The sequence below is a fragment of the Microvirga sp. BF8 genome (assembly GCF_059888585.1).
Genome location: NZ_CM187619.1, coordinates 922,142 through 935,967 on the forward strand (window position 1 = coordinate 922,142; position 13,826 = coordinate 935,967).

Annotated in this window: 12 protein-coding genes and 1 other RNA gene; 7 read left to right on the plus strand and 6 right to left on the minus strand. The window is 62.9% G+C overall.

Going from position 1 to position 13,826, the window contains the following annotated elements:
- Positions 1-74 precede the first annotated feature (74 nt).
- Together metH and AC522E_RS04380 are read left to right on the plus strand one after the other, a co-directional pair.
- Entirely contained in the window at positions 75-3,830 is a 3,756-nt protein-coding gene (gene metH / locus AC522E_RS04375; protein WP_500749171.1) for a methionine synthase, read from the plus strand.
- 160 nt (positions 3,831-3,990) lie between these two features.
- On the plus strand, positions 3,991-4,803 hold the full coding sequence (locus AC522E_RS04380; RefSeq protein ID WP_500749172.1) for an FTR1 family iron permease: 813 nt from the start codon (positions 3,991-3,993) through the stop codon (positions 4,801-4,803).
- A gap of 120 nt (positions 4,804-4,923) precedes the next feature.
- On the opposite strand, the gene AC522E_RS04385 is transcribed toward AC522E_RS04380, so the two are convergent.
- The 6 genes from AC522E_RS04385 to AC522E_RS04410 form a co-directional block, all read right to left on the minus strand.
- On the minus strand, positions 4,924-6,156 hold the full coding sequence (locus AC522E_RS04385; protein WP_500749173.1) for an ABC transporter permease: 1,233 nt from the start codon (positions 6,154-6,156) through the stop codon (positions 4,924-4,926).
- Entirely contained in the window at positions 6,153-6,869 is a 717-nt protein-coding gene (locus AC522E_RS04390) for an ABC transporter ATP-binding protein (RefSeq protein WP_500749174.1), read from the minus strand. The genes AC522E_RS04385 and AC522E_RS04390 overlap by 4 nt, the downstream gene beginning before the upstream one ends.
- Before the next feature lie 9 nt (positions 6,870-6,878).
- Complete coding sequence (locus AC522E_RS04395; protein ID WP_500749175.1) at positions 6,879-8,342, minus strand: efflux RND transporter periplasmic adaptor subunit; 1,464 nt, start codon at positions 8,340-8,342, stop codon at positions 6,879-6,881.
- Between the two features lie 39 nt (positions 8,343-8,381).
- Positions 8,382-9,149, minus strand: a complete 768-nt coding sequence (locus AC522E_RS04400) for an N-acetylmuramoyl-L-alanine amidase (protein ID WP_500749176.1) — start codon at positions 9,147-9,149, stop codon at positions 8,382-8,384.
- Positions 9,150-9,153: 4 nt separating this feature from the next.
- A complete protein-coding gene (locus tag AC522E_RS04405) occupies positions 9,154-9,879 on the minus strand; it encodes a TerB family tellurite resistance protein (RefSeq protein WP_500749177.1) in 726 nt (241 codons plus the stop codon).
- Between the two features lie 80 nt (positions 9,880-9,959).
- On the minus strand, positions 9,960-10,238 hold the full coding sequence (locus AC522E_RS04410) for a YMGG-like glycine zipper-containing protein (protein ID WP_500749178.1): 279 nt from the start codon (positions 10,236-10,238) through the stop codon (positions 9,960-9,962).
- A gap of 294 nt (positions 10,239-10,532) precedes the next feature.
- On the opposite strand from AC522E_RS04410, the gene AC522E_RS04415 reads away from it, so the two are divergent.
- The 5 genes from AC522E_RS04415 to ftsL all read left to right on the plus strand — a co-directional run bounded on the left by AC522E_RS04415 (position 10,533) and on the right by ftsL (position 13,825).
- Positions 10,533-11,165 carry a transglycosylase SLT domain-containing protein gene (locus AC522E_RS04415; RefSeq protein WP_500749179.1) on the plus strand — a complete coding sequence of 211 codons (633 nt, stop codon included), beginning with the start codon at positions 10,533-10,535 and terminating at the stop codon, positions 11,163-11,165.
- Between the two features lie 42 nt (positions 11,166-11,207).
- An RNA gene (gene rnpB, locus AC522E_RS04420) (RNase P RNA component class A) lies at positions 11,208-11,584 on the plus strand.
- A gap of 308 nt (positions 11,585-11,892) precedes the next feature.
- Positions 11,893-12,387: a division/cell wall cluster transcriptional repressor MraZ gene (gene mraZ / locus AC522E_RS04425; RefSeq protein WP_500749180.1), complete on the plus strand. Its 495-nt coding sequence runs from the start codon at positions 11,893-11,895 to the stop codon at positions 12,385-12,387.
- On the plus strand, positions 12,384-13,433 hold the full coding sequence (gene rsmH, locus AC522E_RS04430) for a 16S rRNA (cytosine(1402)-N(4))-methyltransferase RsmH (RefSeq protein WP_500749181.1): 1,050 nt from the start codon (positions 12,384-12,386) through the stop codon (positions 13,431-13,433). Before mraZ ends, rsmH begins: the two co-directional genes overlap by 4 nt.
- Complete coding sequence (gene ftsL / locus AC522E_RS04435; RefSeq protein WP_500749182.1) at positions 13,430-13,825, plus strand: cell division protein FtsL; 396 nt, start codon at positions 13,430-13,432, stop codon at positions 13,823-13,825. The genes rsmH and ftsL overlap by 4 nt, the downstream gene beginning before the upstream one ends.
- Position 13,826: the final 1 nt, after the last annotated feature.

The window sequence follows — 13,826 nt, forward strand, 5'->3', positions numbered from 1 at the left end:
GGCTCAGGGCGCGCAATTCCCGTGTGCCGAACGGCATGATCCCTGAGTGGCAGGGACGGACGAAAGAGACGACCATGACGATTGAAGTTCCCTGTCCCGCCAATGGCGCCGAGGTCACGAAGGCCCTCCGCGAGGCCGCGTCGAGACGCATTCTCGTGCTGGACGGCGCGATGGGGACGGAACTCCAGCGGGCCCGCTTTTCGGAGCAGGATTTTCGCGGTGCGCGCTTCAAGGACTGGAAACAGGACGTCAAGGGCAACAACGATCTGCTGATCCTGACCCAGCCCGATGCCGTCCGCCAGGTTCACCTGGATTACTTCCGCGCCGGCGCCGACATCGTCGAAACCAACACCTTCTCGGGCACGTCCATTGCGCAGGCCGATTACGGCATGGAGGCGATCGTCTACGAACTCAACGTCCAGGGTGCGCGCCTCGCACGCGAGGCCGCCCTGCTGGCGGAAGGCGAGGACGGCCGCCGCCGTTTCGTCGCCGGCGCCGTCGGCCCCACGAACCGCACCCTCTCGATCTCGCCGGACGTGAACAATCCCGGCTATCGTGCGGTCACGTTCGATCAGATGAGCGAAGCCTACGCCGAACAGGTGAGGGGGCTTGTCGACGGTGGCTCCGAGCTCATCCTCATCGAGACGATCTTCGACACGCTCAACGCCAAGGCCGCCATCGCGGCCACCTACAAGGTGTTTGCGGAGCGAGGCGTGTCTCTTCCGGTCATGATATCCGGTACCATCACGGATCTGTCCGGGCGCACCCTGTCCGGTCAAACGCCCACTGCCTTCTGGCATTCCGTGCGCCATGCAGACCCATTCGCAGTCGGCCTCAACTGCGCCCTCGGCGCGCGGGAGATGCGCGCTCATGTCCAGGAAATCGGCAGGGTCGCGGACACCCTCGTCTGCGCCTATCCCAATGCCGGTCTTCCGAACGAGTTTGGGCTTTATGACGAGCGGCCCGAAGCGACCGCAGGCATGCTGGCGGAATTCGCCGATGCTGGCCTCGTCAATGTGGTCGGCGGCTGCTGCGGGACGACGCCGGACCACATCCGTGCGATTGCCGAAGCCGTGGCCGGCAAGGCACCTCGTGAAGTTCCGGTGGTCAAGCCGATGATGCGGCTGTCCGGCCTGGAGCCTTTCATCCTCACCCCGGACATCACATTCGTGAATGTCGGCGAGCGCACGAACGTTACCGGGTCCGCCCGGTTCCGGAAGCTCATCACCAACGGCGATTATGCGGCCGCCCTCGACGTCGCCCGCGACCAGGTCGCCAATGGCGCGCAAATCATCGACGTCAACATGGACGAGGGTCTGCTCGATTCCGAAAAGGCGATGGTTGAGTTTCTGAACCTCGTGGCCGCCGAGCCCGATATCGCCCGTGTGCCGATCATGGTCGATTCCTCGAAATTCCATGTCATCGAGGCCGGCCTGAAGTGCATTCAGGGCAAGCCTATCGTGAATTCCATCTCGATGAAGGAGGGTGTCGATGCCTTCATCGCGCAGGCGAAAGTGTGCCGCTCCTATGGTGCTGCGGTCGTCGTCATGGCATTCGACGAAAAGGGACAGGCCGACACGCTGGAGCGCAAGGTCGAGATCTGTACCAGGGCCTACAGGATTCTCACCGAGGAGGTGGGATTTCCGCCCGAAGACATCATCTTCGATCCCAATGTCTTCGCCGTCGCCACCGGCATCGAGGAGCATAACGGCTACGGAGTCGACTTCATCGAGGCAACGCGGATCATCCGCGGGACGCTCCCCCATGCCCACATCTCTGGCGGCGTGTCGAACCTGTCCTTCTCCTTCCGAGGCAACGAGCCGGTCCGCGAGGCGATGCACTCGGTCTTCCTCTACCATGCGATCAAGGTCGGCATGGATATGGGCATCGTCAACGCGGGCCAGCTTGCCGTTTACGACGAGATCGACCCGGAATTGCGGGAGCTCTGCGAGGACGTGGTGCTGAACCGCCGCCCGGATGCGACCGAGCGCCTGCTCGAAGCAGCGCCCCGGTTCAAGGGCGACGGGAGCGGCTCCATCAAGGCGGCGGATCTCGAATGGAGGTCCTGGCCCGTCGAGAAGCGTCTCGAACATGCGCTTGTCAACGGCATCACGGAATTCATCGAGGAAGACACGGAGGAGGCTCGTCAACTGGCAGAGCGACCTCTTCATGTCATCGAGGGCCCGCTGATGGCGGGTATGAATGTGGTCGGCGACCTGTTCGGCGCGGGAAAGATGTTCCTGCCCCAGGTGGTGAAATCAGCCCGCGTCATGAAGCAGGCCGTCGCCTACCTCATGCCTTTCATGGAAGCGGAGAAGGCGAATGGCGGCAGCGTCGAGCGCTCTGCTGCCGGGAAGATCCTGATGGCGACCGTCAAGGGCGACGTGCACGATATCGGCAAGAACATCGTCGGCGTCGTCCTAGCCTGCAACAATTATGAGGTCATCGATCTCGGCGTCATGGTGCCGGCGCAGAAGATTCTCGATACCGCGCGCAAAGAGAACGTCGACATCATCGGCCTTTCCGGCCTCATCACGCCATCCCTCGATGAGATGGCGAATGTGGCGAGCGAGATGGAGCGCGAAGGCTTCGACATTCCGCTTCTCATCGGCGGTGCCACGACGAGCCGGGTTCACACCGCCGTGAAGATCCATCCCCAGTACCAAAAGGGTCAGGCAGTCTATGTGACGGATGCGAGCCGCGCGGTCGGCGTCGTTTCCTCGCTCCTGTCGCCGGACGCGAAGGGCGAGTACATCAGCACGGTCCAGGCGGAATATCGGAAAGTAGCCGAGGCCCACAAGCGCGCCGAGGCCGACAAGCAGCGGCTTTCTCTCGAGAAAGCGCGAGCCAACCGACTGAAGGTCGACTGGGCGGCTTATCAGCCGCCAAAACCTACATTCACGGGCGCGCGCGTCTTCCGCAGCTACGATGTTGGCGAACTTGTGTCCTATATCGACTGGACGCCGTTCTTTCAGACGTGGGAGCTTAAGGGCCGCTTCCCGGCCATCCTCGATGATCCGGAACAAGGTGAGGCGGCGCGGCAGCTCTACGACGATGCACAGGTGATGCTGAAGCAACTCGTCGAGGAGCGGTGGTTCAATCCGAAGGCCGTGATCGGCTTCTGGCCTGCGAACGCGGTCGGAGACGACATCAGGCTCTACACGGGCGAAAGCCGCATCGACGCGCTTGCGACGCTGCATGGGCTACGCCAGCAGCTCACACGGCGCGACGGAAAGCCCAATCTTTGTCTGTCCGACTTCATCGCTCCGGAGGAAAGTGGCAGGGCGGACTACATCGGAGCCTTTGTTGTCACGTCCGGTATCGAGGAGGTGCGCATCGCCGAGCGGTTCGAGCGCGCGAATGACGACTACCGGTCGATCCTTGTCAAGGCGCTGGCGGACCGCTTGGCGGAGGCCTTTGCGGAACGGATGCACCAGCGTGTGCGCAAGGAGTTCTGGGCCTATGCGCCGGACGAGGCCTTGAGCAACGAGGATCTGATCCGCGAGGAATATCAGGGCATCCGTCCTGCTCCAGGCTATCCGGCCCAGCCCGACCACACGGAGAAGACGACGATCTTCCAACTGCTCAACGCCGAGCGCAGCATTGGCGTGGCGCTGACGGAATCCTACGCCATGTGGCCCGGTTCCTCTGTCTCCGGACTCTATCTGTCGCATCCCGACGCCTATTATTTCGGTGTTGCCAAGGTGGAGCGCGATCAGGTGGAGGATTATGCCCGGCGCAAGGGCATGAGCATCCCCGAAGTCGAGCGCTGGCTTTCGCCGATCCTCAATTACGATCCCGCATCGTACAATGTGATGGCTGCCGAGTAGGAGCGATTCCCCATCGGCGTCGAAGGACGCCGGTTGGCCAAGTTCCATCCGCGGGTACTTTAGAATATATATAAACTATTGATTTAATTGCGTTTTTTTGTTGCATGTCCCGCTATAGCGCTCTATTGGTGCGATCCGTTCGCAACAGTGGGCCGGGATCATGAACGATTGGTCGGTGGGAGTGCAGGCTGCCGCTATCCTTCTCCGTGAAGGACTGGAGGCCATGCTTATCGTTGCTGCTCTGGCGGCATTCCTGCGCCGGTCCGATCTGCACGACAAGTTGCGGCCGCTTTATGCAGGGGCTGTCGCCGCGATTGTTGCGAGCCTCGGTTCGGCGTGGGTCTTCGAGACCTATTTCAACGGCACTCACAATGACCTTCTCGAGGCGGGCGTCATGCTGTTCGCTGCGGCCCTGATGTTCTATATGAGCGGCTGGCTTTTCCTGCGACAGGATCCGAAGGCCTGGCAGGCGGAGTTGCGTCGCGCAGCCGCGCGCGCCGCCGATGCTGGCACGGCGTTCTCGCTTGCCGGGATCGCCTTTCTTGCCGTCTTCCGCGAAGGTGGCGAGACGGTCCTGTTCCTGCACACGCTCGCACAGACAAGCGGCGGATGGGGAACCGGGATCCTCGGGGGCCTTGGTGTCGCGGCAATCGGTCTCCTCATCCTTTTCGGCGCGATGCAATGGCTGGCGCTGCGCCTTCCTCTTCGTCCCATCTTCCTCGTGACATCCGGCCTGCTTTTCGTCATGGGACTCCGCTTCATCGGCAACGCCGTGCTGGAGCTTCAGGAACAGTCGATCGTCCCGATCCACGACCAGGGCGTTCCGGACTTCTTTTTGGCTCTTGGCCTGGGTGTGAGCTGGGAGGCCATCGGTGCGCAGCTCTTCGTACTTGTGGCGGCCGTCGCAGGAATCGGCATGGCCCGGGCGCGCAAAGCCCGGATCCCGGGCGGCCTTCTGTCAGCCGCCGAGTGAAACCTCTCAGGGATCGGCGCTGGAAGGCGCCGCCGCTTCAGGTCCGCTGCTGGCTCTGCAGGTGGAAGAGAGCATCGTGAGGGTGCGCGCCCCGGATCCGATCCTACGCGATGCTTTGAGCTACTCCCTGCGAAGCGCCTCGATAGGATCGAGCTTCGCCGCGCGCCGGGCCGGATAGAACCCGAAGAAGATACCGACGAGGGCGGAGAATCCGACTGCGATGACGATGGCGTCGGATGACACAAGAGACGGCCAGCCCGCGAGCCGTGCGACGAAATAAGCTACGCCCACCCCAAGCCCTATTCCGAGGATGCCCCCGATCGTCGAGAGCGTCGTAGCCTCGATCAGGAACTGGGAGAGGATGTCTCGGGGGCGCGCGCCGACTGCGAGGCGCAGGCCGATCTCGCGGGTGCGCTCGGTGACCGAGACGAGCATGATGTTCATGATGCCGATCCCGCCGACGAGAAGCGAAACCGCGGCAACCGCGGCAAGCAGCATCGACAGCGTATTGGCCGACGCGGAGGCCGTGTTGGCGATTTCGGTCAGGTTGCGGATCGAGAAGTCATCCTCCTGGTCGCGGACGATGCGGTGGCGCTGCTGGAGAAGCTGGGTGATGAGCTCGATGCCGGGCTCGATGTCCTGTTCCTGAGCGAATTTTACAAAGATCGAGCCGACGGAACGGTCTTTGGCATAGTTCCGTCCGATGACGCGCCGCCGCCCCGCATCGAGGGGAACGAAGATCACATCGTCCTGATCCTGACCGAATGCAGACTGGCCCTTCGGCGCCATGACGCCGATGACCCGGAACGGCACGTTGCGCACGCGGATCGTCTGGTCGATGGGATCATCCTCCCCGAAGAGATTGCGCGCGACCGTCTGCCCGAGGATGACGACGATGTCGCCACGGCGGATTTCTTCAGGATCGAAGCCGCGACCGACCGCTACGTCCCATTCCCGCGCCTCGAACCAATCGTTGTCGACACCATAGATGCGCGTCGCCCAGTTGTTGCCACCCGCGACGACCTGCGTTCCACCCTGCACGAACGGCGCGGCCGCCGTTACGCCGTCGATCTCGCTCTTGATGGCCTGAGCATCCTCGTCAGTCAGGGATGACGCTGCGCCAGCGCCGAGACGGGCGCCGCCCTGTGTGACGTTGCCGGGTGTGACGATGGCAAGGTTCGCACCGAGCGAGCGGATCTGCCGGTCGACCAGATTGCGCGCTCCCGAGCCGATGGCGACCATGGCAATCACTGCTGCGACACCGATTACAATGCCGAGCATGGTGAGCAAGCTGCGCAGGGCATTGGCAGTGATGGCGGATAACGCGGACCGGATGGCCTCGATCAGCCTCATGCCAGGAACTCCTCGCTTCGGGCGTCAAGAGGTGTCTGAAGGCTGTCCTCGATGACACGACCGTCCCTGAACCGGACGAGGCGGCGCGCATGGCGTCCCACCTCGGCATCGTGGGTGACGAGGACGATCGTCACGCCCTCACGGTTCAATTCCTGGAACAGCGCCAGGATTTCGCTGGCCGTGCGGCTATCGAGAGCGCCTGTCGGCTCATCGGCAAGGAGAAGGCTCGGCGTGTTCACGAGCGCCCGTGCAATGGCGACGCGTTGCTGCTGCCCGCCAGACAATTGCATCGGGCGGTGATGGGCGCGGTCTGCGAGGCCGACACGATTCAGGGCGCCCAGGGCGCGTTGATGGCGCGTGCGGCGATCGACGCCCGCATAGATCATCGGCAATTCGACATTCCCGATGGCATCAACCCGCGGCAGGAGATTGAACTGCTGGAACACGAATCCGATCTCGCGGTTGCGCAGGCGCGCAAGTCCGTCCGCGTCGAGACTTTCGACCGACGTGCCGGCCAGCCGGTAATGGCCATCGGTCGGCCGGTCGAGGCAGCCGACGAGGTTCATGAATGTGGACTTGCCGGAGCCCGAAGGTCCCATCACCGCGACGAACTCACCCTGTTCGACATCGAGGTCGACATGATCCAATGCGACGACACGCCCGCCGTCGAGATCGTAGATGCGGCGCAGGCCGCGGGTTTCGATCAGCGCCACGACGAATTCCTAGAACATGCGTGGAGGACGGGGACGCTGCGAGGAGCGTGGCTGATCCATCTCCTGTGAAGTGCCGCGTACTCCGCCTCCGACAATGATCGCATCGCCTTCCTTCAGGTCACCCCTGAGCACCTCCGTAACGCTTCCATCGGTCACGCCGAGACGGACCGGGACAAGTTCGGGATTTCCATTCACGAGACGGTAGACGCGCCCCTCCGTGCCAGGATCTGACACTGGCCGCGTTCCAGTCCGACGCCCCGGCTGGCCCTTCCGAGTGTCCGGCGGAGACGGTCGGGCCGCCACTGCCATGCCCACCGGGCGGAAACGGAGAGCGGCGTTCGGGATGCGCAAGGTGTCATCTCGCTCGTCGGTGATGATCTGGAGATTGGCCGTCATGCCGGGAAGCAGGGCCATATCCGTGTTTCTCACGCCGATGACGGCCGTGTAGGTCACCACGTTCTGAACCGTCTGGGCGCCGAGGCGGACGAGGCGCACGGAGCCGCTGAAGGCGCGGTTCGGATAGGCGTTGACAGTGAAGGTGACCGCCTGTCCTGGCTTGAGGCGTCCCACATCGGCCTCGTCGATATTGGCGTAGATGTCGATTTCCCGCAGATCCTGCGCGACCGTGAAGAGGGTCGGCGCCGAAAGGGACGCGGCCACGGTCTGGCCGAGCTCAATGTCGCGCTTGACCACGACCCCGTCGACCGGTGACCGGATCTCGGTCCGGGCAAGATCGATCTCGATATCTTTCAGTTTCGCCTCGCGCTGGAGGATGAGGGCCTCTGCCGACTTCACGCTCGCTTCCGCAAGGGAAAGATCCGCCTTCAGCCCCTCGGTCTCGGCCTTGTTGGATGCGATCTGGGCCTGCGCTGAAACCAGGGCCGCTTTCTGAATGTCGAGCTGTGTCTTCGTCTGATCGAGGGCATTCTGGGTGCCGGCGGCGCGGGCCACCAGTTCGGTCTGCCGTTCGAAGTTGCGCTGCGCCTCGGCGAGTTGTGCCTGCGCACGGTCACGCTGCGCTCCGAGATCGGTGGCGACCGCTTCTGATCGCTGCAGCATGGACCTGGCCTTGTCGATCTGTGCCTTCTTCGTGTCCCGGTCCGCCCTCGCCTGGGCAAGGTCGGCCAAGGCGGCATCACGGCGGGATTTGATCTGCTCGGAATAGAGGCGGGCCACCACCTGGCCCTCTTGGACCGGCGTGTTGTAGTCGGCGAGGATCTCCACGACCTGGCCGGAAAGCTGCGAGCCGACGAGCACGGTCGTCACCGGGTTGAGCGTCCCCGTGGCCCGCACGCTCGCCGTGATCGGGCCCCGTTCCACCGCCGCGAGCCTGAAGGTGGTGTCGGATGCGCTCCCGCCCGCGGGCCGCCACAGAAGGAAACCGGCCGTACCCGCAACGGCCAGAATGCCGATCAACCACAACCAGATCCGTTGCACCTTCGAGCCCTTCACGCCATGACGTACAAATAACATTCTGGCGGATTTCCTGGCCGGATTCGAGTTAACTCTTTGTCATGGGGCGTGTGGCCGCTTGGCGATGAGATCCCGCAAGGTCGTGATGGTCGATGCGTCGGCCACCCCATCGACCCGCTCGGGCCGGAAGTGCCGCTGGAAGGCCGCAACGACCTTTTCCGTATTCTCGTCGAACACCCCGGTGATCTTCAGGCCGTAGCCATACATCGCGAGCATGGCCTGGAGCGCCTCGATGGGCATGCCCGCGTCGCCGCGAGCGAAGAAGCGGCCGTCGCGGATCGGCGCCGGCGCAACCCAGTGACCAACGCCCTCCTCATGGAGGTGCTGCCAGGGAAAAGCCTCGCCGGGATCGAGCTTGCGTCCCGGGGCGACGTCTGAATGTGCGAGGATGCGGGTAGGAGAGATCCGCCACCGGCCGATGAGGTCGCGCGCCAAGGCCACGACGCTGTCGATTTGCTGCTTCGGAAATGAGGGCAGGCCGCCGGGATGTCCCGGATTGGCGATTTCGATGCCGATCGAGCGGGAATTGATGTCGGTTTCGCCGTCCCAGAAGGATGCGCCCGCATGCCAGGCCCTGCGGGCTTCCGGCACCATCTGGAGAACGCGTCCATCCTCGAACACGAAGTAGTGGGCGGAAACCTGGGACACCGGATTGCACAGCCACTGCAGGGCTTCTCCTGCCTCCGGCATGCCGGTGTAGTGCAGGATCAGCATGTCAGGACGCTGGCCGCCCTTCCTTTCCCCGTGATTTGGCGAAGGGAAGACCTTCGCGGCAACGGTGCTCTCGGGAGAAAGGGGCGTGCTCATCGGGTTACCTGAGATTCCGCTCGGAGGCGATGCGTTCCCAAGCGGCATTGATGACGGCGAGCCGTACCGTCGCGATCTTCACCGCTTCGGGCGGCAAGCCGCGTGCAATTTCCCGGTCGGGATGATTCTCGGCAACGAGCTTGCGGTAGTGCCGCTTCAACTCGTCGTCGCTCATGTCGCGATCTGCTTTCAGGATCATGTAGGGATCGTCGGGCCGTCTCACGTGGCGCGCCGCGATACGTTCGAAATCGGCGGGCGAAAAGCCGAAGATCGTCGCGACATCGCGCAGATAGGCGAACTCGGCGTCGTGCACCGCACCGTCGGCCTTGGCGATGTGGAACAGGCCGTCGAGGACATCCTCCAGAAGCGCTGGTTCGTCCTGGAAGGCATCGCCGATCTGACGGGCATAAGCTTCGAAACCGTCCGGCGTCTCTTTGGCCAGATCGAACAGGCGCGTCACGCGCTCGTGCTCGTTCGGAGGAACCTCGATGATCTGCTCGAACGCCATGACCTCGCGGTCGACAACGACACCGTCCGCCTTTGCCATCTTGGCGGCCAGGGCCACCAATCCCATGGTGAAGACGACGTCCTTCGGCGGGCGTCCGAAGATCGCGCCTTCACGGTCGATCAACATATGGCCCGCGACGCCGCCCAGGAGGGCCCCGATCGGTCCCCCCAATGCGAGCCCGAGCCCCGCGCCACCCAACTTGCCCCAAATCGACTGAATCATGGTCTTGAGTGGTAAGCTCAAGTCCCAGCAAAAGAAAAGGGGCCGGAACGTTCCGGCCCCTAAAATTCATGCGCAGACGGTTAGCGGCAGTAGATGTTGCCGTACACGTCCTGATATGTGCCGTAGGGGCAGGCCGGGCGCGAGGGGGTGGTGGCCGCGCCGACCATGGCGCCACCGGCTGCTCCGATGGCCGCGCCGGCAAGAGCGCCGCTTCCGCGACCCGTCGCAGCGCCACCAATGGCTGCACCTGCGAGACCGCCAATAGCCGCACCGCCGACTGCACGCTCGCCAGGAGTGTTGCAGGCTGCCATCGAGAGGGTGAGGGCGCCAGCTGCGATGGCTGTGATGATCTTTTTCATGGAAGCTTCCCTGTCGTTAGTGGGCCGTGGATCGCCCGACCCTACTTAGCTTGACCTTACGCAGACGCCAACTCTCCGCAGGCCAAACAGTTCCTCATGATAGGAATTATCTGTACAAAAGGCCTTACCGAAAGCACACAGGCTATAACTGGGATATTGTGAGTAGATTGCATACTTCTAATGGTCTAGCTTAAGAAGTTTTTGAATATCGTTGCGATTTGCTGTGTCACATCTTTGCCCTAATTCGGCCTCACCGAGCCAATGATCGCACTTGGTCGTTCGTGGGAGAGCCATATGACTTTGCAGCATTTCTTCAGAACGATCGTTGTCGCGATGCTGGGTGCCGCTGCTCTTGCATTTGCCTCGCAAGCCCGCGCCGAAGGCGGCGAGGGGTCCAGCCTTGTTCCCCCCGAGCCGCCGGTTGTGGCGAGTGCAACCCCGATGGGGGAGACCGCGGCACACGCGGAGTCCGCCAGTGAAGAGAAGGCGGCGATGACTGCCTCCATCGCCCCGGGCATTCGGATCAAGTCGAAGGGTGGCGACGATGTTCGCGCCAATGCCTTAAGGCCGCTTATCGTGCGCTATGCCTCGGAGCATGAACTACCCTATGCCTTGGCCGACGCCGTTGTCCGGATCGAGAGCCGCTACAACCCCAGCGTCCGGAATGGTCCCAACATGGGCCTGACCCAGATCAACTTCCGGACCGCGCAGTCCCTTGGATACCAGGGCAGCGCGGCGGGCCTTCTGGATGCGGAGACGAACCTTCGCTACGGCCTCAAATATCTGGCGCAGGCGTACAAGCTCGCCGGCGGCGATACGTGCGGCACGATCCTGCGCTATCAGTTTGGGCACCGCACCCAGACGATGACCCGCGCATCGCGGGTTTATTGCGCCAAGGTGAAGACCATCACGGCCAAAGCCGAATAGAACCCTTGACGAATACCCATTCATTCCCCCACATCCAACGCGTCAGTCGGCCGGGCGGCCGCTCCGCCATGCGGAGAGGAAAGTCCGGGCTCCATGGAGACACGGTGCCGGATAACGTCCGGCGGGGGTAACCCTAGGGAAAGTGCCACAGAAAGCAGACCGCCCCGCTTTGCGAGGTAAGGGTGAAAGGGTGCGGTAAGAGCGCACCGCGGACGCAGTGATGCGGACGGCACGGCAAACCCCACCAGGAGCAAAACCGAATAGGGACGACAGGCGTTCGCGCCAGGCTTGTTTCCAGGCTCGTCGTCCGGGTTGGTTGCTTGAGGCGGTCAGCAATGACCGTCCCAGAGGAATGGCCGCCACGTTCAAGGCTCGCGCCTTGGGCCCTACAGAACCCGGCTTACAGGCCGGCTGACGACCTTTTCCACAGGATGAAAATTCGAAAACATCGGGCAAACCATTGCTCTGCTTACGATTCATTAACCCTAAACAATTCTGATGTGTGTCGCGTGCCGACAAGCCCTCGTACCAGCCCCATTTCGTTGACGCCCATAACCTCCCATGTTATCCCAAATCATCCCGCCGACGGTGTCTTCTGAAGGGATGGTCAGGCCCGCACAAGGATCTGGCTGCATTGTTCAGAATGAGGCGTCTTCACCGGCGTCGGGTGGTGGATCGATGAGATCTGCCGGGGGGCTGACAATCAGGAGAGCGCGAGCCGCGGCCCATGAACCGCTTCGTGTCCAATTTCACCAACAAGTTGGATTCGAAGGGTCGGGTCTCGATCCCCGCATCTTTCCGCGCGGTGCTGGCCGTGGATGGGTTCGAGGGACTCTACGTTCATCCGGCGCTCGACGCGCCGGCTCTGGATGCGGGCGGCAACGTTCTCCTGAACGAGATCGATGCGTTCTTGTCGACGCTGTCGCCCTATTCGGACGAACGGGATCAGCTGTCGACGGCGTTGTTCGGAACCAGCGAGATTCTCAAGGTCGATCCGGAGGGGCGTGTCATCCTGACGGATACAGTGAAAGTACATGCCGGGATCGCGGACATGGTGACGTTCGTCGGACTCGGTCACAAGTTCCAGATTTGGGAGCCCGAGCATTTCCGTGCGCATCTGGAGGAGGCGCGTACGAAGGTGCGAGATCTGAAGAGGGTCTTGGGCGGCCGGGTCGTGGAGCGTTCGGTGCAGGATATCTCACCAGGAGTACGGGAGCGATGATGGGACGCGGCGACGGCCCAGGAGCCGGAGCCGCTGGCGGACCGACCCGTCACGTCCCCGTTCTCCTGGAGGAGGTCTGCACAGCGCTGGATGCGAAAAGCGGCGGGACGTACATCGACGGTACGTTTGGCGCCGGAGGCTATACGCGCGCCATTCTCGATGCCAATTCCCGCAACGTCGTCATTGCCATCGACCGCGATCCCGATGCGATTGCCGGTGGCGCGGCACTGGCCTCGCGGGTCAAGCGACGCCTCGTGCTCGTGCAGGGCCGCTTCGGCCATCTCGACCAGATTGCCCGTCAGAACGGGTCGGAGAGCGTCGATGGCGTGGTGCTCGATATCGGGGTGTCGTCGATGCAACTCGATGAAGCGGAGCGCGGCTTCTCGTTCCGCAGCAACGGACCTCTCGATATGCGCATGGAGCGAGAGGGCCCGAGCGCTGCCGATCTCGTAAATGAATCCTCCGAAGCGGAGCTCGCCGACATATTCTATCATTATGGTGAGGAGCGTCGTGCCCGCGCCGTCGCCCGCGCGATCGTCGAAGCCCGGCGCAGGCAGGCCTTTGAGACGACAGGCCAACTCGCCGATCTCGTTGCCTCGCTGATCCGCCAGGAGCCGGGCGGCATCCACCCTGCGACGCGCGTGTTTCAGGGGCTGCGCATTGCTGTCAACGACGAGTTGGGCGAATTGGTCCGGGCGCTGCATGCTGCGGAGCGCATTCTGAAGTCAGGTGGACGTCTTGCCGTCGTCACTTTCCATTCCCTCGAAGACAGGATCGTGAAGCAGTTCTTCGCGGCCCGTACGGGGCGAAGCCCGAGCGGGTCCCGCCATCTGCCCGGAATCGCTGCGCCGGAGCCGACCTTCGAGGCCATCACCCGGGGACCTGTCGCTCCGGGCGACGCCGAAGTCGCACGCAACCCGCGCGCGCGCTCGGCAAAGCTGCGAGCCGGGTTAAGAACCGATACGCCGCCGCAGGAACCTTTGAGCGCCATTACCATGCTTGCCGAGTTGCCGCAGACTGCCGAGAAACGGGGAGGGCGCCGGTGATCCGCCTGCTTCACATCATTGCCATTTCCATGCTCATCGCATCGGCGGGATATGCCTATTCGGTCAAATACGAGACCCTCTACTATGTCGAGCAGGTGGCGAAGCTGAAAGCGAAAGTGCAACGCGAACGCGATGCCATCGCCGTGCTCCAGGCCGAGTGGCAATATCTCGACCGCCCAGACCGGCTGCAGGCCGCGGTCGATCAACATCTCGATCTTCAGCCCTTGAAGATCCAGCAGCTCGCGCGGCTGTCCGACTTGCCGAACCGTCCGGCACGTGAGGACGAGATCGGACGCAAGCTCGAAGCGCTCGGGCTGCTCGAGCCGACATCGACGCCCAAGGACAAGAACAGCGACGCCCGCACCCCGACCACACAAACTCCGAGACGGTAAG